Source organism: Prauserella muralis (assembly GCF_003202285.1).
Taxonomy (GTDB): Bacteria; Actinomycetota; Actinomycetes; order Mycobacteriales; family Pseudonocardiaceae; genus Prauserella_B; species Prauserella_B muralis.
Window position 1 is genome coordinate 1,012,855 of the sequence record NZ_MASW01000001.1, and the last position, 19,632, is coordinate 1,032,486.

Sequence of the window (19,632 nt, forward strand, 5' to 3'; positions counted from 1 at the left end):
GATGGTGCCGACGGTTCCTTCTTCGTGCGGGGAGGCATGCTGCCCGTCCTTCCTACTGCTTTGTCCGCGTGGTGAGAGTCACCGCGCCGGCGGCGACTCCGTCGATCATGGCGGTGACGAGATCCCGTGTTGCGTCCAGGTGCCGCCACAGGGTGGTCTCGTGGTCCACCGCGGCGAGAAGCGCCTCTTCCAGCCGCTCCACCTCGGAGGTGTCGAGGATCGGCACGCTCCAGGTCTGCCACTCGGTGGGCTCGTTCGGCAGCCGGTTGATGATCGCCGCCACCGCGTGGGGGCCGATCCCTGCTTGCGAACTGATCCGAAGGATCTTCGATGGGGAGGCCACCAGCGATCCTCCGTGGTCGTCGACCCTCGCGATCGGGCGTGGCCGTTCCGCGAACACCACATCCCCCGGATCTGTTCGAACGGCGCGCGGGTACAGCCGCGCAGCATCGAACGGGTCGAGACGTGCAGTGCCGTGTGAGTCGGTCGCGGACAGGACCGTGACGGAGCCAGCAGGATTGTCGTGACTGTGGTCGATCCGGCTGCCGCGGAGCACGCGCACGTGCCCCAGGTCTTTCAATTCGCCCAGTGACCGCCTGCGCAGCAGCATCGCGCCGGGGGCACGTTCGGCCAGCACGTCGAAGGGCTGGATCGGCTCGCTCGTCACCAGGGTGGCCGCGTTGATGACAGCGAGGTGCCGCTCGATTTCCGTCGTCGCGAGCCGCAGTGCTCGCACCCCACGGGGTACGACGACAGTGCGGGCACTCAGGATCGGCGGGAGGTCGTGCGGGCGAAGGTAGCGGAAGGCACGACCTCGCGCGGCGGCCAGCGCGCCGGTCACGTCGGAGGCGAGGTCGCCGAGGTCCAGCTCGTCTCGGGTGAACGCGGCTAGGTCGGCGACCAGCGGCCCTTGCATGGACCCTCCGGTCGCACAGACCCACAGGCCCAGCGCCTGCCGGTGCGCCTCACGCCACATGCCCCGAGGAAGACGCAACGCGACGGCGAGGCTCTCCGAGCGGAGAGTCTGCGCTCGGTGCCGCTCCTGCTCGCCCTGTAGCTCGTCACACAGAACGCCAGCCGGGCCGATGATGATCCCGAGTTCACCCTCGCCGAGATCGAGCACGAGGTTGTCGACCAGGTCGAGCACCTCGTCGGCGGGCCTGCCGATGGCCGACAGCACTCGGACGCCAGGGCCTGCCGCGTCGTCGACGGTCTCGATCTCGCGAATCGCCGCCCTGCGTCTGATGTCCCGCAACTCCGAGATGTCGCCGGGCACCACGAGATGGGTGAAGGTGTCGGCAAGCGCGAGCGTCACGCTCGCCGCCGGACCGATGTGCACGAGCGGCACACCCTCGGGGTCGAGGTGGAGGGCGCAGGCTTCGGCGACGGCGTGGATGAGGTCGACTGCGTCGGAGGTGAGATCACGAGTGCCCAGCGTCCGCGCGGCCCTTCCTTGTTCCAGCCGGTCGAGTGCCTCGCGCGGGCCGTACGACGCCTCAACCAGGTCATCGATGAACCGCAGCGTGCAGACGGCCGGCACGGAAGCCTCCACCTCGCGGAACAGCACCCGGTCGTCGGGATCGACACCGCGCGCCAGGGTGATGCGGTTCTCCGCTGTCGTGTCCGCCAGTTCCTCCCCTGTCAATACTGCGAGGCAGAGCCACGTGACGAGTTCATCCAGGGGCACGTCATCGGGCACGCTCAACGCTGGTGCGTCGAGATTCGCCTCGGGGTTGTTACCTCGGCCAGTGCGCTCCAGCCACTCGACGACGTCTTCGCGGCGGAAGCGCTCCATCCCGCCCGAGACCTCGACAGGGGCGGGGAAGGGCACATGCAGACCGCGGACGCGCGGCCGGTTGCGCCACATGCTCACGACCGGACGACGGACACGAGCGAGATCCGCGACATCCTGCAACGTCAACGTAGGCCCCCCACCTGCCACGACACACCTCCTCGGTCTATCCGCCGATTCACGACACAGAGAGTATCGAGAACGGCCCACCTCGCGGGTAGGAGAACTGATAACCCCACTTATCCATGTTCATGTGCGACAAATTGCCCGGCTCGGCTCAACCTGTGTGGGCCCGCTGTCGATCATCGGCAGCGCTTCCCGCAGGAGAACGCGATGACCCAGCACATCAAGCACCCAGCCCACTTCGACAACGACGCCACAGCGGTCGTCATCGAGCGACTGACGATCCACGACCGCGAGGTCGCACGAGAGGCTCAGCGCTGGGTCTCCGGCGAGCGCGGCCCGCTCGTGGAGAACCTCGACACCCTCACGAGTGCCGACCTGACCAACTACGTCACCGAGGCCGTACGCATCGGCGCGCATGCACTGAGCGTGACCGGACAGGCCCAAGAAGCTCAGGCACTCGAACGACTACTGAAGGACGTCGGAGACAAGACCGCCCACTCCACCGCCCAGGCAGCCGAACTCACGGCGCGAGCAGTGAAGGAAGCGTCTGAAGCAGTCATGGCGGCGGCCCGTGATGCCAAGACGACCATCACGGACGCGGACACCCAGAGCCGCAAGGAGCTCACCACGGCGGTAATGACGGCGAAGCAGGACCTCAACTCCGAGCTGCGTCGAATCTTCACTGGTGAGAACCCTGAACTTGTTGAGCGCCTCCAGCCGGCGCTCGACAAGTTCAGCGGCGATCTCGACGCGAAGGTGAGCGCTGGAACAGCCGAACTGCTGGCCAAGGCCGCTAGGCAGTTCGACCCGTCCGACCCTACTTCGCCAATGGCCAAGCACGCTGCCGAACTCACCGCCCGGCAGGAGCAGCTCACTCAGCAATTGGCCAAGCAGCACGCCGAGTTGACGAGCAAGATCGAGGAGGTGTCGACGGTACTGCGCGTCCACGAGGCCACGACCGCCCTCGCCAAGGTGACGCCGATCAAGGGCGAGTCCTACGCCAGCTCAGCGCACACCGTGCTGGTGGGCATCGCCGCCGGCCTCGGCGACGACTACGCGGACACCAGCACCACCACGGGCCGCCTGCCCCGCTGCAAGAAGGGCGACGGTGTGCTGAGCCTGAACGACGGCGCCGCCCGCGTCGTCATCGAGATGACCGACTCGTCGCGCACCGGCTGGACCGACTACTTCGCCGAAGCCGAGCGCAACCGCGATGCCGTCGCCTCGCTGGGCCTCGTCCGCACCACCGACCAGAACGGCGGGCAGACCCTCCGTGTGATCGGCGCGCAGCGGCTCGTACTGGCCTTCGACCCCGACAAAGACAGCCCTGACCTCCTGCGCACCGTGATCATGCTCCTGCGCACGACCGCCATCGCGACGGCAAGCCGTAAGGGCGTCCACCAGGTCGCCACGGCCGAGGAAAAGATCGCCGAAGCACTCAACCATCTGGTGAAGATCGACTCGGTCAAGAAGCTGTCCGCCACGATCCAAAAGTCAGCGACGAAGATCGACAGCGAGTGCACCGCCCTGCACTCCGCCGTCCGGCGCCTGCTCGACGAGGCGCTTGTCGCACTGGCCGGCGCTCACGCGACCGGTCCCGAACTCGTCAGCACGGCCGAGTCCCACGGTGCCGCGTGACTCACGGTGAAGGGCGACGTTGCCGCAATGCCCGGCAACGTCGCCCTCACCCGTAGCCGGTGCCTGGCCTGTGCATTCGTAGGTGGGGGAGGATGGACGGGTGCTGATCGTGCGTGCGACCAAGAAATTGCTGCGTCTGGCAGGTCCGTCAATCGCGCGGGACGACGATCGGGGCACGACGTTGCTGGGTCCGTGGTATGCCACTGTCCTGTTCTGGCGGCTACGGATCGTGCTGCTGGTCAACGAGACGACGTTGCTGCCCGTGCTACTGCCCTTGGCACCTAAGGCGACCCTGAGCAGCAGGATCGCCGAGCAGATCAGCACGGCGCTGACCGTCCGCCAGGCTCCCGCCGCGTTCGTGGACCAGGAACGGCAGCACATGCAGACCGCTCAGCTCGGTGTTACCGCGAACCGCAGCGTGGTGGGCGTCATGACCGAGTTCGCCCGCCTCGCCGAGATCCACCGCCACGACGATCCCACCGTGGACCTCGTCGAACTCGCGGTCCGGCTGGCTGCGACCCCTTGCAGCCCGCTGTACAGCAGAAACGTCAGCCCGGACCGTGAACTCGCTGCCACCTTGCAATCAATCACTGCCTGACACCGAACACGCCACCAGGCAAGTTCGACAACATTCACTTGAGCTCGAAGGCCCCGCGCACCGATCTGGTGCGCTGATGATCAACCGCCGCGTCATCCGTGATGCGGCCCTGCCGCCGCCACTCCCGCAGAAGGCGACGGCCGTAGTTGTTCGTTCCCGCGATCCGGTCCAGCTCCGCGCCGGTCGGCATTCGGCCCTTGGCCCGGACAGTCATGTAGTACGCCCACATCCTCTGCTCCGCGGTCGGCTCCGCTGGCGGGCGAGTCTCGTCCGAGCCGACGGCGAGACGCACCACCGACCGGGTCTCGTCGCCAGTCTCGCCGGTCTCGGTGCTGGTCTCGCCTGTAGTCTCGGCGCGGTGACGCTTGAGTGCGCGGTTGAGCAGCTCGACCGCCAGCAGCAGCGCCAGCGGCGGGCACGCCGCCACCGCCACGGCGAACACGCTCAGCTCCGGGGCCGCCGCCACGTTCGCGCACAGCGAGAGGCAGATTCCGAACACGAAGGACAACCAGGCAGCCCACCGGCCACCCGCATGGCGCCCGGTCGTCTTCCACAACTCGACTGTGGCCGTGGTCAGGATGCCGTCCACGATCAATGGCCAGATCGCCGCCGTCGCTTCGTCGGCACCGAAGTGCAAGGCGAACTCGCGGCCGTGCCGGTAGGAGGCGTACGCCGCGCCGAGCGCGACCAGTGCAGTGCAGGCGCACTGCACCCACAGCGCCCGGTCCTGCCGAGTCGGGGATGCCGTGGCGCTCACCGCTGCACACCTCCCGCCGTGCGCCGCGCGTCGTCCGGGCAGCAGCCGACGCAGGCGAACACCTGCGAGCCAGTCACCGACCGGCCCACTGGCACATGCGGAACACGGATGCGGAGGTAGTCAGCTCCGCACACCACGCAGGCCAGCCCGTCGGCCTGCGGCGCGGCCAGCCCAGTGATGATCGTGTCGCCACTCATCGGGAACCACCCGCCACCAGACGACGGGTGCCGACCGGGCGGATCGTGATCTCGGGCCCTTCGATCAACACTTCGCGGTTCGTATGCTGATGCGTTAGGCCCACGTAAGAGAGGCGAGCGCTCGCGGAGAGCGCTCGCCTTGTGCGTTTCGCCATTGACGTTGGGGGCCGAGCCCTAAACCTCCCACGGTGCGGTTCGTGGCCCAGGCTGCCACCCTGCTCAGCCCGGACCCCGACCGTGCCCCACTCGATCGTGAGGGACAACCCGCCGACACCTTGCACCTGCGGCTTACCTGAAACGGCGGCCTTTCTCAGCCTGCGAAGACGTACGGCTTGAGCGGCGGCTCGGCGGGCGTGCGGGCGTGCAGCACGAGCTCCTTGGCAATGGCCGTCATGGAGTTCACGTACTCGGTCGCGAACTGCAACGTCTCCACGCCGGGCATGAACAGCCTGGTGCACACGGTGCGGGACACCCGGCCCGGCTCAGCCGGACCGTCGTGGTTCAGCGCGTCCATGGCCAGTGCGTAGGCCACCGGGTCGTACGTGCCGACCGCGATGTGCTCGGAGGCGAGGTCGAGCGGGCAGACGTCCTGGATCGCGACGTTGGTCATCCGGCCGTCACCGGTGTGCAGCGAACTGGTGCCGGTGTCGTCGAGGGCGGGCTGCACGAACTCGTCGGTGTGCGTGTAGATGTTGGTGTACGAGATGCCCTTGAAGGTCTCCTGGTGCGAGTTCGTGGCCCGGGCGAAGTTCGACTCGGCAGTCTGCTGCCACAGTGACGGCGAACAGCCGAGCGCCGGCGGGCACAGGGTGTTCACCAGGAACGACCCGTGGTTGGTTGCGCCGAACCCGACGTAGTCGTCGATCATCGGGCGGATGTCGGGCCAGAAGCGCATCGCGAAGCGGGGAACCAGCCCGCCCTGGCTGTGCCCGAGGATGTCCACCTTGCGACCGCTGGTCTGGTGAATGTGCCGGACGGCGTGCACCACGTACTCGGCGGAGACCTGGGCGTCGACGACCCGGGTGAACGCATGCTCAGCAACCCGCACACCGGCGACAAACCCGTCGACGAGGCGATCGACGAGTTCTACACCGCGGACATCTGGATGCACTCCTGGGATCTCGCCAAGGCCCTCGGCCGCGAACCCGACCTGGGCCAGCAGCGGTGCGAGGCCGCACTGGCCGCGATGAAGCCGATGGAGCAGCTGTTGCGCGACAGCGGCCAGTTCGGTTCGGCGGTGCCCGTTGCCGACGGAGCCGCCGCCCAGGACAGGCTGATGGCCTTCATCGGCCGCGACCCCGCCTGGCAACCGGGGAGGTGACGCCGGCGCGTTGGTCGAGGTGTTCCGGCGCGCCTCCGGCGACCCGCCCGGTGCGATGAGTTCGCGGCCCCCACGGGGTCTTACCCCGGGGGAATGGGTGCGCCATGGAACTGTTGGCCGCGGCGAGAACAGGTGACGATCGTGCGTTCACGCAGCTCGGTTGGCGTTTGCCGGTGCGGTGGCCGCCCAGTTCGTCCCCACGCCACGCCGGGTCCCCGAGGCGGGGTGCACGCCCGCGCCGGACACGAACACAAGTACGAACTCTGTCGGGCACGAGTGACCTGTATTCTAGTGCTAGAATAGAATCGTGTCCTCAGCTCTGACCGACGGTGAGTTGACGGTGCTCGGGCTGCTGACCGAGCAGCCGCGGCACGGGTATGAGCTGGAGCGGGTCATCGAGGAACGAGGCATACGCGCGTGGACGGCGCTCGGCTTCTCCTCCATCTACTACGTGCTCGACAAGCTCGCCAAACGTGGCTTGATCGAAGCGACCGGCGCCGGCTCGTCGGCGAAGTCACGGGTGACCTTCCGGGTCACGGACCGGGGCCGGGACCTGTGTGCCGCGGCGACGCGGGAGGCGCTGGCGGAGCTGACTCCGGTGCGGGCGCGCGTGCTGCTCGGGCTGGCGAACAGCCCGGGCTTGCCGGACGCGGAGGTCGTGGCCGGGCTGGCCCGCCGCCGCGACGCGCTACGGCAACAGCTCGCCGAGGTCCGCAGGGTGCGAGCTCGGCAGGAACCCCTGCCGACGGCGGCCTCCGCGATCTTCGACTACAGCGAAGCCATGCTCACGGCCGATGCCGGCTGGACCGAAACCACACTGAGCGCGCTCACGCAGGAGGCCGCCGTGGACACCTACGACGTCAAGAAGCGCCACAAGGAGCTCTACTCACCGTCGTCGACGGAGTTCGCGGTCGTCGACGTTCCCGAGTTCCGGTATCTCGCCGTCGACGGCCGCGGTGATCCGAACACCTCGGCCGCGTATGCGCACGCGCTCGAAGCTCTGTACGGGGTGGCGTACACGCTGAAGTTCGCCAGCAAGAAGACCCTCGGCCGGGACTTCGTGATCGCTCCGCTGGAGGGACTGTGGCGCGCGGACGATCCCGCTGTGTTCACGGCCCGGCTCAAGGACAGCTGGGACTGGACCATGCTGATCAGCCAGCCGGACTGGATCACCGAGGACATGGTGGACGCGGCCGTCGGCACCGTCGCGAAGAAGAAAAAGGACAACCCCGCCCTCGCGAACCTGCGGCTGCTGACCCTCAACGAAGGAACCTGCGTGCAGATCCTGCACATCGGCTCCTACGACGACGAGGCCCCGACCCTGCACCGCCTGCACCACCACTACCTGCCCGAGCACGGCCTCACGTTCAACGGCGACCACCACGAGATCTACCTCAGCGATCCGAGGAGAACCGCGCCCGCGAAGCTCAGGACGATCCTGAGGCAGCCCGTCAGATCCGCATAGCCACGACGACGACGGGGTGTCGCCGACCTGGTGGGCTTCTGCTCGCACCACCCCCTGACTACCGGTACGCGCCGAAGAACGCACGCAGCTCGCCGGCCAGCAGGCCGGGCACCTCCAGCGCCGGGAAGTGCCCGCCGCGGTCGTACTCCGACCAGTGCGCGGCCAGGCCCGTGGGATCGACCAGCGAGCGGATCGTGTGGTCGGTCGCGAACACGGCGACCCCCACCGGGACACCACCCGACGAGAGTGTCCCTCCGGTCTCACCGGTCTGCTCCGCGAAGGCGCGGAACGCCTGCATGCCCTCGTAGGTGAAGTGCGCCGCCGACGCGCCGGAGCGGGTGAACCAGTAGAGGCTCGCCACGGTCAGCAGGTCCTCGGCGGGCAGGTCCACGTCGGTCCACTCGGCGTACTTCTCCGCGATCCACGCCAGCTGCCCTGCCGGCGAGTCGGTGAGCGAGTACGCCAGTGTCGACGGCCTGGTCGACTGCAGGTGCAGGTAGCCCAGCCCGTCGCGCTGGAACTCGTTGAACCGCTCGGCACGCACCCGGTCCGCCTCGCCGAGTCCGCCGACCTCCAGCGCCGGGCCGAACGGAAACGGCCCCGGCCCGTTGATGTGCGTCGCGACCACCCGGCCCGGCGCCACCATCGGCAGCATGCCGGTGACACCCGCGCCGACGTCACTGCCGTGCGCGGCGAAGCGCTCGTAGCCCAGCCTGGTCATCAGCTCGGCGAACGCCGACGCGACCCGGAACAGGTTGCCCCACCCCGTCTCCGCCACGGGAGTGGAGAAGGCGAATCCGGGCAGGGACGGGATCACCACGTCGTAGCCGTCGGCGGTCAACGGCTCCACGATGCCGAGGAACTCGGCGAACGAGCCGGGCCAGCCGTGGGTCAGCAGCAGCGGCAGCGCACCCGGTGCGCCGCAGCGGACGTGCACGTAGTGAATCGTCTGGCCGTCGATCTCGGTGACGAACTGCGGGAACGCGTTGAGCCGCTCCTCCTGTGCCCGCCAGTCGAAGCCGTCGCGCCAGCGCCGCACGAGAGACCGCATGTCGGCGAGCGGGATCCCGCGGCTCGATCCGATGCCGGGCGGTTCGTCCGGCCAGCGCACGTCGGTGAGCCTGCGGTGGAGGTCGTCGAGGTCGGTCTGGGGAACGTGGATGCGGAAAGGCTTGGTCTCGGTCATGGCCCCGACGTTAGAACCGATCGCGGAAGACATCGTTCCTCAATTCGCTGGCACACTGTGCCCATGCGCGACACCTCGGCGCGGCTGCTCCGGCTGCTGTCCCTGCTGCAGGCCCGGCGTGACTGGACGGGGCCCGCGCTCGCGGAGCGACTCGGTGTGACGGCGAGGACCGTCCGCAACGACATCGAGCGGCTGCGCGGCCTCGGCTACCCGGTGCACGCCACGCCCGGCGTGTCCGGCGGCTACCGCCTCGGTGCGGGTACCTCGTTGCCGCCGCTGCTGCTCGACGACGAGGAGGCGGTCGCCGTCGCGGTCGGCCTGCGGACCGCCAACACGGTCACCGGCATCGAGGAGACGTCGGTCCGCGCGCTCGCCAAGCTCGAGCAGGTCCTGCCGTCCCGGCTGCGGCACCGCGTACAGGCGCTCAGCGCCGCGACCGTCGCCGTGCCCGGCACCCAGCCGCGGATCGACGCGGACGTGCTCACCACGCTGGCCGCGGTGTGCCGCGACCGGGAACGGCTGCGCTTCGACTACACCGGCCACGGCGGCGCCGAGTCGCGGCGGACCGTGGAACCGCACCGGCTCGCCCACGCCCGTGGCCGCTGGTACCTGGTCGCGTTCGATGTGGACAGAGCTGGCTGGCGGCTGTTCCGGGTGGACCGGATGACGCCGAAAGTGCCCACCGGGCCCCGCTTCACCCCGCGCCAACCACCGGACGACGTGGCCGACTTCGTCGCGCGGGGGCTCGGCACGGCGACCTGGCGCTACCGGGCCAGGGTCACCGTCCACGCACCCGCAGGCGAGCTCGTCCCGCGGCTGCCGCCCGGGGTGGACGTCGTCGAGGTCACCGAGCACGGCTGCGTGGTGGCGGCCGGCTCCGACACGCCGCACATGCTGGCCGTCTACATCGGACTACTGGATGCCGACTTCGAGGTCACGGAGCCGCCCGAGCTCGTCGCCGAGTTCGCCAAGCTCGCCGAGCGCTACGGACGTGCGGTCAGTCGCCGGTCTCCGGCTGGTTGAGCGCTCCCAGCGACTCCATGAGCAGAATGGCTCCCTGCGCGCTGCCCTCCGGCTTGCGGAGGGCACCACAGGACAGGCGCAGCTCGATGGTACGGCCGCGCCGGTTGACCGCCGTCAGCTGCAGTTCCGCGGTGTACTGCGGGTCGGCCAGCGTGCTGCCGACGATCGGCCTGACCTGCTCCATCGGCAGGCCGATGTCGAGGTTGAGCAGGTGCTGGCCCTCGGCCTCGTCGCGGCGGATGCCCCACAGGTCCTCGGCGCCCGCGTTCCACACCGTGACGTGCATGTCCTTGTCGACGACCACGACCCCGGCCTTCACCGAGGTGAGGATGGACTCCAGGAAGATGTTCAGCTCGTCGAGCTTCAGGGTACGCCCGCGCAGGGTTTCGTTGATGACCTGCAGCTCTTCGTTGGTGGACTGCAGCTCCTCGTTCATCGTCTCGAGCTCTTCGTTGGTGGACTGGAGTTCCTCGTTGGTCGTCTCGAGTTCCTCGTTGGTGGACTGGAGTTCCTCGTTGGTCGTCTCGAGTTCCTCGTTGGTCGACTGCAGCTCGCCATAGGTCTGCTCCAGCTGCCGGTTGGCCTGCTCCAGCTCGTCCAGCAGGTTACGGGTGGCGGTGACATCGTGGAACACAATGGACACCCCGAGCAGCCCGTTGTCGCTGCCGATCAGCGGGTTGACGTCGACCTCGAGCCACTTCGACTCGGTGGCGCGGTGCCGCCACTCGACGTCCTTGATCCGGATCGCCCGCCGCTCCAGTCTGGCCTGGTCGATGAATCCCCGCAGCTCGAGCGGCCGGTAGGACAGTTCCAGGTCGCGCAGCAGGCGGCCGACCTCGCGGCTCGACACCCCCATGAGCTGCTCGGCCTGGTGGTTGACCAGGGCGACGACGTCGTCGGCCGTCACGACGACCTGCGCTACCGGGCCCGAGGCGAAGGCAAGGTCACGCAGCTCACCGAGGTCGGAGACGTCCCCGATCCGGTCGCCGCCGGGCTGGTCCGTCACGAGGCGGTTCAGCACGCTGCGCGCGGCCGCAGCCTTACGGAACACGCGCAGCCTGAGGTCCACCGGGTCGAACAGCTTGCTGTGGTGGAGCAGCATCTCCGCCTGACCGAGAAACAGGACGCCCTGGGGTTTCAGGGCAAAATGGAACCGGTCGAGGATCTTGGCCTGGGTTTCCACGTTGAAGTACATCAGCGTGTTCCGGCAGACGAGCAGGTCGATCCGGGAGATCGGGGCGTCCTGGACCAGGTCGTTGCGCCCGAAGATCACCGACCGCCGCAGGTCCTTGCGGAAGAGGTACTTGTCGCCCTGCCGCTCGAAGTACTTCGTGACCAGGTCCGGCGGGAGCTCCTCCAGCGCGCTCGGATCGTAGGCGGCATGCCTGGCCTGGGTGAGCGCTTCGCCGTCCACGTCCGTGGCGTAGATCTTGACCCGCCGCCGGAACTCCTCCGGCCCGAGCGCCTCCGTCATCAGGATCGCGAGGCTGTAGGCCTCCTCGCCCGAGGCGCAGCCCGCACTCCACAGCCGCAGCGGTTCCTCCGCGGACCGCTCGGCCAGCAGCGCGGGCACCACCTTGTTGCCCAGGTAGTCCCACGCGTCGCGGTCCCGGAAGAACGTGGTCACGTTGATCAGGATCGTGTTGAACAGCGCGACGAACTCGTCGGCGTCGACCTGCAGCAGGTCGGCGTAGTCACCGAAGTCACCCACGCCCACCTGGTCCATGCGGCGGCGGACGCGGCGCATCAGGCTGGTGCGCTTGTATCCGGTGAAGTCGAAGCCGCGGGACTCCTTGAGATAGGCGAGGAGTGCCTCGAAGTTCTTGTCGCGGACGCCATTCACTCCCGGCAGGCTACCGGCCCCGCACGCCGACGGCAGGCGACGGCCGGTGCAGCGTCGCCCAGACGATCTTGCCTCCGGAGGGTGACGGCGTGCTGCCCCACGTCGTGGCGAGGCGGCTGACGAGCTGGAGCCCGGAGACCGACCGCGGCCCGGTGGGCTGCTCCCGCAGCATTGCGGGAGCCGAGCTGCCGTCGGCGATGGCGACGGTCAGCACTCCCCGGCGCAGCTCGAGGCGGATCTCGATGTCGGTTCCCGCGTGCACACAGGCGTTCTCCGCCAGCTCGGTGGCGATGACCACGGCGTCGTCGACCAGCGTGGCCACCTGCCATTGCTCGAGTACCTCGGTGACGAATCGTCGCGCCACGATTCCCGGCCGGTGTCTCGGCAGCGAGCGCACGGTGCGCAACCGGGGCGGCGGACTGCCCGCGGCGGCCACGGCAGAGCCGAGGTCGGGGTGGCAGCCGACGAACCTGCCGACCGCCGTGCTCCGCAGCCAGGCGAGGCGGGCGTCGTCGTGGGCCACCAGCAGAACGGGCACCGCGGGCCATTCCGCGGCGGTGCTCACCTGGGCACTGGTGAACACCGTCAGCGCGGACGTGGTGGCGATGGCGAGGTGCTCGATGTCGACGATGACGGCCGCCGGTGTGTCCGCCGCGCATTTGAGCAGCGTGTCTCGCAAGGAGCGGTAGGTGAGCGCGTTCAGCTCACCGGTGGGCCGGACGACGAGGCACCCGTCATGCGGAGCGATCTCCACCGTGAGCTCCTTGTACGACACCACCGTCAATCCTCCACCGTCACCTCGGTGTAGACGGCCAGCAGGTGAGCGCGGAGCGCGTCGGCAGCCTCGTCCGCCTCGGCCGCGCGCCTCGCGTGCCGCTCGGCGAGCGTTCCTCTGGCCGGCAGGTCGCGTGCCAGCTTGCGGGCCAGGTGGGCCTTCTCCTCCAGTGTTCGCACCGCGGTCGCCAGCGCGTGCTGCAGGTTGGTGCCCTGGGCCTGGAGCAACGCCTGGCCGGTCCAGGCATGTCCCACGCGGCACCGGAATCGCTCTTCGGCGACCTCGGCGAGCGATCCGCCGCAGTCAGGGCACAGGTAGCCGGAGGGACCGCCCAGCCGCGACTGATCCTGCTCGGAAAGCCGGTCGAAGCCGCGGGCGATCTCGTTCTCGAGGAGCAGAGCGGGATCGGGCTGGTTCACGGCAACGTCACTGACCTTTCTGGTGGCCACTTCGCCCAGGAGCGCGCCGATCCCGGCGGCGGGCAGCACGTGGTCCACGTCGACGCGGGCGAGCGCGTTGTCCGGCATCCCGCGGTACAGGGCCTCGTCGGGGTCCTGCACGACGGTCACGCCGCCGCGGTCGGCGATGGCGGCCAGGCCGCCCACGCCATCGTCGAGCGTCCCGGACAGGATCACGCCGACGGCCCGGGTACCCGCGTCGAGCGCTGCGGAACGGAACAGCGCGTTGATCGCAGGGCGGTGGCCGTTCTCGGCCGGCCCGATCGCCAGCAGCGTCCGGCTGCCCCCGACGAGCAGGTGATGGTCGGGCGGGGCCACGGTGACCATTCCGGGCTTCAGCGGCACGTCGTGTTCGGCCGGCCTCGCGGGCAGCGGCCCGGCGCGGTCGAGGATGGTGGCGAGAGCGCTGGTGCCCCCGGAGGGCAGGTGGAGCACGACGAGCACTGCCATCGGCAGGTCGCGCGGAAATGCGCCGACGAGGTCCCGCAAGGCCTCCACGCCTCCCGCGGACGCCCCCATGACCACCAGGTCCCGGTGGGGCACCGGTGGGTCAGGCATCGCCATCGTCTCTTCACCCCGACCGCGTCACGTCGCGCCGACCGATGTCGCCACGCTCCGAGTACCCGGCCGCACGGTGCTCAACCGGCCGTGTCCGTCGGCGACGGCACCACGGCTTCGGTGACGTCCCGGTACACCGGCAGCGCCGTGGTCAGGCCACAGAGATCGACAATGCGCCGGACGACCCGCCGCCTGCCGGCCACCAGTCTCAGCTCGGTCCCATGATCGAGCCCGGCCCGGCTGGCATCCAGCAGGGCACTGAGCCCGGCCGCGCCGAGGAAGCCGACGGCGGACAGATCGACGATCAGGAGCGCAGGCTTGCGTGCGAGCTGGGTCTCCAGCGCGGCCGAGAGCTGGTCGACGGTCTGCAGGTCGACCTCGCCGTCCAGCACGACCACGACGCAGCCGGGATGCCGACCGTCGACGCGGACGTGCAACTGCAGGTGCGGGTGCGAAGGTGCGGGAGCCACGCGATTCCCCCGGCGAACGTGTGACACAGGACGCGGCTGCCTGCTCAACCGTGTGCACATCGTATCGCTGGCGACTGCAAGATGCACGCTGGCCACGTGGTACGCATGCCTGTCGGCCCACCTCAGCCGAACACGCTCGTCGTCCAGGCGTTCTCGTCCGGGCCGAGGAGATCGAGGCGGTCCAGCAGGCCTTCCGGCCCGCCAAGCCGATCCAGCCCCGCCGCCGTCGGCCGGTCCACACTGACCCACGCCTCGAGTCCGTTTGCCGTCGTACGGGCCGACTGGACGACACCGAGCCCCAACCCGAACCCGTCCGGGCGGGTGCCCTCGGGAAACACGTCGATGGTCACGGTGGCACCGTTGACCGTGAAGCGCAGTTGCAGCTCCCAGGCGCCGGCGCTCTGCGCCGGCGGCCGGGACAGTTCGACGTCGGCAAGCAGGTAGTTCTCCGGCAGGTCGCGGATGCGCACGGGCAACGGCACCGGCCGCTCGACGGCGGCCACGTTGTCGGCCACGCGGAGCAGCACGGCCTGAGGATCGGCGACGTCCAGATAGTAGGCGTTCAACTCGGCCCACTTCCCGTCCGGAAACCGCCACCGCAGGTAGGCGTCGCCGCCGTTGAGGGGGTCGCGCGGGTCGCGCGTCAGCCAGTAGCCCTGCTTGTCGCCGACCCGCACGCCGAGCCGGTGCGGCTCGATGTGGCCGAACAGCTGACGTTGCCGCCCGTTGAGGCCGGGTTCGGCGTCGTGCACGGTGAGCCACATCGTCGGCGGAAGCTCGCCAGGACCCCTGGCCAGTGCCCCGTCTCCGTACGAGCCGACCTGGTAGCTGACACCGGTGAACTGTTCGGGCAGCCAGCCGAAGGTGGCGTAGGCGATCAGCGGATCAGACGTCGCGGCGCACATGGGCTCGTCCTCCCCAGTCGGCAGAGGGAGACAGTACCTCCCGCGACGGGAGTACGGGGCCGTTCTGCTTCACTGTCCGACCTATGCGACGACTCGTTGTTCTGGGCGCGGCGGCCGCCGCGCTGCTCGCCGGTTGCTCGACAGGGACGCAGACCCCCGGACCTGCCCCCTCCACCGCCTCGTCGGGTCAGGCCCCGTCCTCGGCGGTACTCCCGCCGGATCCGAAGCCGGCAGCGGCGGGTCCGTGCCCGTACCTGGACACCGACTTCGTCGCGCGAGCCAACGGCCAGCACGTCGGTGAGGTCCGGCTCTCCGCGGACGAGCCGCATCCGGCCTGCTTCTTCTACCGGCCGGACGGCGACGTCCAGCTCACCGTGCGGGTCTACGTCGGCGACCCCGAGGTGGCGACCGGACTCGTCGACAAGGCCGCCCCCGTCGACACGTCGAACCCGACCGAGCAGCCCGCGGGGTGGACAGGCGGTTACGAGTCGACCGGCGACGGTGCTGTGTACGCGGTGGCCAAAGAGGGCAAAGCGGTCATCGTGACCACCAACCAGCAACAGAGCGTGAAGGCGCGCACCGTGGCCACGCAGGCGATCTCCGGGCTCGGGATCTGAGCGTGACCGTCGGATACCACTGCGTGCAGGCCAAGTTGATCTTGTACTAGTCTGACGCGCACACCGCAGGCATCGAGGAACCGGCGCCTCTTCCGGTGTCCCTCAATCGGGGCTACGGGAGCGGCGAACGACCCTCCTGCAAACCCCCGCAATCGTTGATCTCGAAGTGACGAAGGATAGGAATCCGTGGCTGACACCCTCAAGGAATCGCTGCTCGACTCCAGCCGCCGCCCGACGGTCGTGACCGACCTGCAGAACCTGATCGACGAGGAGGTCGCGGGCAAGGGCGGCGTCTCGGGCACCGTCATCAAGACCGGCTACGGCGCCGTGAAGAAGATCAAGCCGGGCATCATCGGCTCCGCCGTCGACAGCCTGCTCGACGACTTCGTCGCGCAGCTCGAGCCGATCTTCGCCGACTTCAAGGCGAACGGCGGCGGCAGCTTCGCCTCCTACCTGCCCACCCGTGGCGACGAGGCCGCCGACGCGCTGCTGTCGGTCACCGACGCCCGCGCGGAGAAGAGCAGCCGCGACAGCATCAAGAAGGTCTACAACAAGCTCCGCCCGAAGGGTAAGGAGAACGTCGTCGAGGCCCTGCCGCGGCTCGGTGCGCTGATCGACAAGCACACCGCCTGATCCGGCACCGGATCCACACGAGGCCACCCCGCCGCGTCCAGCGCGGCCGGGTGGCCTCGGTCGTTGCGGTGCCCGGTCAGCTCTTCTTCTGCTGGCCGCTCCTGGCCTGCTGCTGCCCGTTGCTCTGAGCCTTCTGCGTCTTCGCGGCCGACTGCCCGGACTGTCCCGACGGCGCGGGCTTCGACTCGGTCTTCGGCTCCGCCTTGTCGGCAGCGCTCGGCGCGGGCTTGTTCTGCGTGGCCTCCGCCAGCTTCGGAGCGTCCGTGCTGCGCGGGGGAGCGGGCGCCACCGGCGGCTCCTGCTTCGAACGCAGCGCGTAGGCGACGGCGGCGGCCAGCGCACCGAGCGCCAGCAACCACGGCAGCTTCCTGCGCTTGCGCTTCTCGCCCTTCGCGGCCACCTGAGCCTCGGCCATCGCGGCGCGGAACTCCTTCTTGGCCTGCTTGAAGTCGCGCTTGGCCCTGCGCTTGGACTGGCCCGCCGACTTCGCGGCCTTGATGGCCGCCTTCTTGGCCTTGCGGCCGGGGGCGCGCAGCTCCTCCCGGCGCTCGGCGGCCACCTTGCGCGCGTGCGCGGCGTTCTTGGCGACGTCCTTGCGGGTCCGCTTCGCCTGGGCGGCCAGCTTCTTGCGGGTACGGCGAGAGGTCTTCGAGAACTCCTTGCGCGCGGCCTCGGTCCCCTCGGCCAACCTGTGCTCGGCGACCTGGGCGGCGTGCGCCGCCACGTCGGCGCCTGCCTTGCCGGCCTCCCGTGCCCGTTGTCGCAGGTTGCGCGTGCCGTTCCGCACCGACTCACCCGCCGTGTCCGCGGTTCGAGCCATCGCCTTCACCTCGTCAATCGTTGGATTTTCCGTCTTGCGCTCGTTACCCATCCTGCCCCTTTCAGGGCGATCTCGCCGCAGATGGCACGATGAATCGCGTGACTGAGAGCAACGGATCCCTCGGTGGAGCGAAGTTGAACGCCACGCTGCACACCAACCGAGGCGACATTCACCTCAACCTTTTCCCTGATCACGCCCCCAAAACGGTCGCGAACTTCGTCGGCCTGGCGGAAGGCAGCAAGGAATACACCCAGCCTAACGCCCGCGGCGAGCGGTCCGGCCCGTTCTACGACGGGTCGATCTTCCACCGCGTCATCGACGGGTTCATGATCCAGGGTGGCGACCCGACCGGCACCGGTCGCGGCGGGCCCGGCTACCAGTTCGACGACGAGTTCCACCCGGAACTGCAGTTCAACAAGCCGTACCTGCTCGCGATGGCCAACGCGGGTCCGGGCACCAACGGCTCGCAGTTCTTCATCACGGTCGGACCCACCACGCACCTGAACTTCAAGCACACCATCTTCGGTGAGGTGGCTGACCAGGAGTCGCGCAACGTCGTCGACACGATCGCGCGCACGGCCACCGGGCCTGCCGACAAGCCGCTCGAGGACGTCGTCATCGAGCAGGTGAGCATCGAGCGCGGCTGACCGGGGCGGGAAACGGGTAGGTTGGAAGCATCGTGAGCCAGCCGCCTTACCCGCCGCAGTCCGGGCAGCCCTACCAGCAGGAAGCGCTGCCCGGATGCTGGTGGCATCCGAACCGGCAGACCGGTCTGCGCTGCGTCCGGTGCGACCGGCCTGCCTGCCCGGACTGCCTGCGCGAAGCGTCCGTGGGCTACCAGTGCGTCGACTGTGTGCAGGCCGGACGGCAGCAGCAGCGCGTACAGGCCGTCCAGTACCGCAGGGCAGGCTACGGCGCGCGGACGGTCGCAGGCGCGCGCCTGTCGCAGCGCGCCGTGGTGACACCCGCGCTCATCGCGGTCAACGTCCTGGTCTACGTCGTCACGGCCGTGCAGGCCCGCAGCCCGATGAACAACGACAGCTCGCAGCTGTTCGCCGACGGGGTGCTGTGGCCCGCGGGCATCGTGGTGCGCGACGAGTGGTGGCGGCTGGTCACGTCCGGCTTCCTGCACTACGGCCTGATCCACATCGGCATGAACATGCTCGCGCTGTGGATCCTCGGCCGGGACCTGGAGATCCTGCTCGGCAAGGTGCGCTTTCTCGCCGTGTACGCCGTGTCCCTGCTCGGCGGGGCGGCGGCCGTGTTCGTCTTCGAGGACATCCGAACGGGCACGGCGGGCGCGTCCGGCGCCATCTACGGGCTGATGGGCGCGCTGCTGGTGGCCGTCCTGCGCCTGCGGCTCAACCCGGGCGCGGCCATCGGCATCATCGTGCTCAACCTCATTCTCAGTGTGTCCATCCCGGGGATCTCGCTGCTCGGTCACCTCGGTGGTCTCGTCGTGGGCGCACTGGCGATGGCCGCGATGGTCTACGCGCCGGAGAAGCAGCGGGTGGTCTACCAGGCGGGCACCGTGCTGGTGCTGACCGCCGCGCTCGCAGGGCTCGTGGTGTACCGCGACGCGCAGTTGGCGGCCCAGCTGTGCGGAACCGGCCTCTGCGCCTAACCGGCCCGCAGCGCCAGCAGCTGCTCGTGCACGTCCCGGGGGTCGGCGCCCAGCTCGATCCAGCCGAAGACCTGCAGCTGGTCGGACTCGATCTCCAGCACGGCGACATCGCGGCCCAGCCGCCGCGTCGTGGCCACCCGGATCGTCACCTCGTCCCAGAAGAGCCGCCTGCTGCCCGACAGCGTCCGGACCCGCACACCGTCACCGTCGGCGGTCAGCCTCGGCCGGACGAACGTGCCGTGCGAAGCCGCGGCGGCCAGCGCCAGTGTCGCCACCCCGAACAGCACGGCGCCGGGGCGGTCCGCCGAGGACGCGGAGAGCACCAGGCCGGCGGCGGCCGCCGCGGCGAGCAACCAGCCGACGGCGACCAGGCCGGTGCTCGGCGCCCAGCGCGCTACGAAGTTATCCACAGGGGTTGTCCACACTGGGGATTAGTCACACTGTTGTAATTCGTTGTCAAGCCGCCGTTCGGACGACCGGCCACCGCCGGTCAGCGCCACCGCATCGTCATCAGCAGGCCGGTGATCATCAGGGCGAAGCCGATGGCGAAGTTCCAGTTGCCGAGCTCCAGCATGAACGGGATCTTGTCGCCGGCCAGGTAGTTGACCACCAGCCAGATCAGACCGAGCAGCATCAGTCCGAACATCACGATCTTGTAGACCGGATGCGAAGGACCGGCGGCGCGCACCTTCACCGGGGTACGACGATCGGCCGGCGGCGTGTACGCCGTCTTCTTGCGGACCTTGGACTTGGGCATCGGAGTCCTCGCGTGCTGTCGGGCAAAATCCACGGCAGTGCGCAACCGCCGTCCTCTGAACACGTTAAC

General features: G+C 69.2%; 22 protein-coding genes. 9 read left to right on the plus strand and 13 right to left on the minus strand.

Annotated elements, in window-relative coordinates:
• Nucleotides 1-52 precede the first annotated feature (52 nt).
• A complete protein-coding gene (locus tag BAY60_RS05780; protein ID WP_112280743.1) occupies nt 53-1,867 on the minus strand; it encodes a hypothetical protein in 1,815 nt (604 codons plus the stop codon).
• Between the two features lie 258 nt (nt 1,868-2,125).
• On the opposite strand from BAY60_RS05780, the gene BAY60_RS05785 reads away from it, so the two are divergent.
• Both BAY60_RS05785 and BAY60_RS05790 read left to right on the plus strand, forming a co-directional pair.
• Nucleotides 2,126-3,556, plus strand: a complete 1,431-nt coding sequence (locus tag BAY60_RS05785) for a Fis family transcriptional regulator (protein ID WP_112279743.1) — start codon at nt 2,126-2,128, stop codon at nt 3,554-3,556.
• Between the two features lie 100 nt (nt 3,557-3,656).
• A complete protein-coding gene (locus BAY60_RS05790; RefSeq protein ID WP_112279744.1) occupies nt 3,657-4,154 on the plus strand; it encodes a DUF6933 domain-containing protein in 498 nt (165 codons plus the stop codon).
• 34 nt (nt 4,155-4,188) lie between these two features.
• On the opposite strand, the gene BAY60_RS05795 is transcribed toward BAY60_RS05790, so the two are convergent.
• The 3 genes from BAY60_RS05795 to BAY60_RS05810 all read right to left on the minus strand — a co-directional run bounded on the left by BAY60_RS05795 (nt 4,189) and on the right by BAY60_RS05810 (nt 6,156).
• Nucleotides 4,189-4,911, minus strand: coding sequence for a DUF2637 domain-containing protein (locus BAY60_RS05795; protein ID WP_112279745.1), 723 nt, complete (start codon nt 4,909-4,911; stop codon nt 4,189-4,191).
• Entirely contained in the window at nt 4,908-5,108 is a 201-nt protein-coding gene (locus BAY60_RS05800; RefSeq protein WP_112279746.1) for a hypothetical protein, read from the minus strand. Before BAY60_RS05800 ends, BAY60_RS05795 begins: the two co-directional genes overlap by 4 nt.
• A 310-nt stretch (nt 5,109-5,418) precedes the next feature.
• Nucleotides 5,419-6,156: an esterase/lipase family protein gene (locus BAY60_RS05810; protein WP_245992342.1), complete on the minus strand. Its 738-nt coding sequence runs from the start codon at nt 6,154-6,156 to the stop codon at nt 5,419-5,421.
• Here BAY60_RS05810 and BAY60_RS37785 point away from each other — a divergent pair.
• Both BAY60_RS37785 and BAY60_RS38470 read left to right on the plus strand, forming a co-directional pair.
• A complete protein-coding gene (locus BAY60_RS37785) occupies nt 6,139-6,429 on the plus strand; it encodes a DinB family protein (RefSeq protein WP_245992343.1) in 291 nt (96 codons plus the stop codon). The genes BAY60_RS05810 and BAY60_RS37785 overlap by 18 nt on opposite strands.
• A gap of 307 nt (nt 6,430-6,736) precedes the next feature.
• Nucleotides 6,737-7,894: a GyrI-like domain-containing protein gene (locus tag BAY60_RS38470; RefSeq protein ID WP_112279748.1), complete on the plus strand. Its 1,158-nt coding sequence runs from the start codon at nt 6,737-6,739 to the stop codon at nt 7,892-7,894.
• A gap of 58 nt (nt 7,895-7,952) precedes the next feature.
• Here the strand turns inward: BAY60_RS38470 and BAY60_RS05820 are convergent, their stop codons facing one another.
• On the minus strand, nt 7,953-9,080 hold the full coding sequence (locus BAY60_RS05820) for an epoxide hydrolase family protein (RefSeq protein WP_112279749.1): 1,128 nt from the start codon (nt 9,078-9,080) through the stop codon (nt 7,953-7,955).
• 63 nt (nt 9,081-9,143) lie between these two features.
• Here BAY60_RS05820 and BAY60_RS05825 point away from each other — a divergent pair, with 63 nt between their 5' ends.
• The gene (locus tag BAY60_RS05825) at nt 9,144-10,103 is read left to right on the plus strand and encodes a helix-turn-helix transcriptional regulator (RefSeq protein ID WP_112279750.1); all 960 of its coding nucleotides are present in this window, start codon (nt 9,144-9,146) and stop codon (nt 10,101-10,103) included.
• Here BAY60_RS05825 and BAY60_RS05830 read toward each other — a convergent pair.
• The 5 genes from BAY60_RS05830 to BAY60_RS05850 all read right to left on the minus strand — a co-directional run bounded on the left by BAY60_RS05830 (nt 10,078) and on the right by BAY60_RS05850 (nt 15,112).
• Entirely contained in the window at nt 10,078-11,946 is a 1,869-nt protein-coding gene (locus BAY60_RS05830) for a CheR family methyltransferase (protein WP_112279751.1), read from the minus strand. The two genes, BAY60_RS05825 and BAY60_RS05830, sit on opposite strands and share 26 nt — an antisense overlap.
• Before the next feature lie 10 nt (nt 11,947-11,956).
• Entirely contained in the window at nt 11,957-12,724 is a 768-nt protein-coding gene (locus tag BAY60_RS05835; RefSeq protein ID WP_112279752.1) for an STAS domain-containing protein, read from the minus strand.
• 2 nt (nt 12,725-12,726) lie between these two features.
• Nucleotides 12,727-13,743 (minus strand): chemotaxis protein CheB, encoded by a 1,017-nt coding sequence (locus BAY60_RS05840; RefSeq protein ID WP_112279753.1) that lies wholly within the window; start codon nt 13,741-13,743, stop codon nt 12,727-12,729.
• Nucleotides 13,744-13,817: 74 nt separating this feature from the next.
• Entirely contained in the window at nt 13,818-14,207 is a 390-nt protein-coding gene (locus BAY60_RS05845; protein ID WP_170160309.1) for an STAS domain-containing protein, read from the minus strand.
• A 122-nt stretch (nt 14,208-14,329) separates the two neighbouring features.
• Nucleotides 14,330-15,112, minus strand: a complete 783-nt coding sequence (locus BAY60_RS05850) for a hypothetical protein (RefSeq protein WP_112279755.1) — start codon at nt 15,110-15,112, stop codon at nt 14,330-14,332.
• A gap of 83 nt (nt 15,113-15,195) precedes the next feature.
• On the opposite strand from BAY60_RS05850, the gene BAY60_RS05855 reads away from it, so the two are divergent.
• Both BAY60_RS05855 and BAY60_RS05860 read left to right on the plus strand, forming a co-directional pair.
• On the plus strand, nt 15,196-15,729 hold the full coding sequence (locus BAY60_RS05855) for a DUF2020 domain-containing protein (RefSeq protein WP_112279756.1): 534 nt from the start codon (nt 15,196-15,198) through the stop codon (nt 15,727-15,729).
• Nucleotides 15,730-15,915: 186 nt separating this feature from the next.
• A complete protein-coding gene (locus BAY60_RS05860; protein ID WP_112279757.1) occupies nt 15,916-16,362 on the plus strand; it encodes a DUF6918 family protein in 447 nt (148 codons plus the stop codon).
• Between the two features lie 76 nt (nt 16,363-16,438).
• On the opposite strand, the gene BAY60_RS05865 is transcribed toward BAY60_RS05860, so the two are convergent.
• Entirely contained in the window at nt 16,439-17,182 is a 744-nt protein-coding gene (locus BAY60_RS05865; protein WP_245992344.1) for a hypothetical protein, read from the minus strand.
• An 89-nt stretch (nt 17,183-17,271) separates the two neighbouring features.
• Here BAY60_RS05865 and BAY60_RS05870 point away from each other — a divergent pair, with 89 nt between their 5' ends.
• Both BAY60_RS05870 and BAY60_RS05875 read left to right on the plus strand, forming a co-directional pair.
• Nucleotides 17,272-17,829 (plus strand): peptidylprolyl isomerase, encoded by a 558-nt coding sequence (locus BAY60_RS05870; protein ID WP_112279759.1) that lies wholly within the window; start codon nt 17,272-17,274, stop codon nt 17,827-17,829.
• Between the two features lie 32 nt (nt 17,830-17,861).
• Nucleotides 17,862-18,806 carry a rhomboid family intramembrane serine protease gene (locus tag BAY60_RS05875; RefSeq protein ID WP_112279760.1) on the plus strand — a complete coding sequence of 315 codons (945 nt, stop codon included), beginning with the start codon at nt 17,862-17,864 and terminating at the stop codon, nt 18,804-18,806.
• Here BAY60_RS05875 and BAY60_RS05880 read toward each other — a convergent pair.
• Together BAY60_RS05880 and crgA are read right to left on the minus strand one after the other, a co-directional pair.
• Nucleotides 18,803-19,216 (minus strand): PH domain-containing protein, encoded by a 414-nt coding sequence (locus BAY60_RS05880; RefSeq protein ID WP_112279761.1) that lies wholly within the window; start codon nt 19,214-19,216, stop codon nt 18,803-18,805. The two genes, BAY60_RS05875 and BAY60_RS05880, sit on opposite strands and share 4 nt — an antisense overlap.
• Nucleotides 19,217-19,296: 80 nt before the next feature.
• Nucleotides 19,297-19,563: a cell division protein CrgA gene (gene crgA / locus BAY60_RS05885; RefSeq protein ID WP_112279762.1), complete on the minus strand. Its 267-nt coding sequence runs from the start codon at nt 19,561-19,563 to the stop codon at nt 19,297-19,299.
• Between the last annotated feature and the right edge of the window lie 69 nt (nt 19,564-19,632).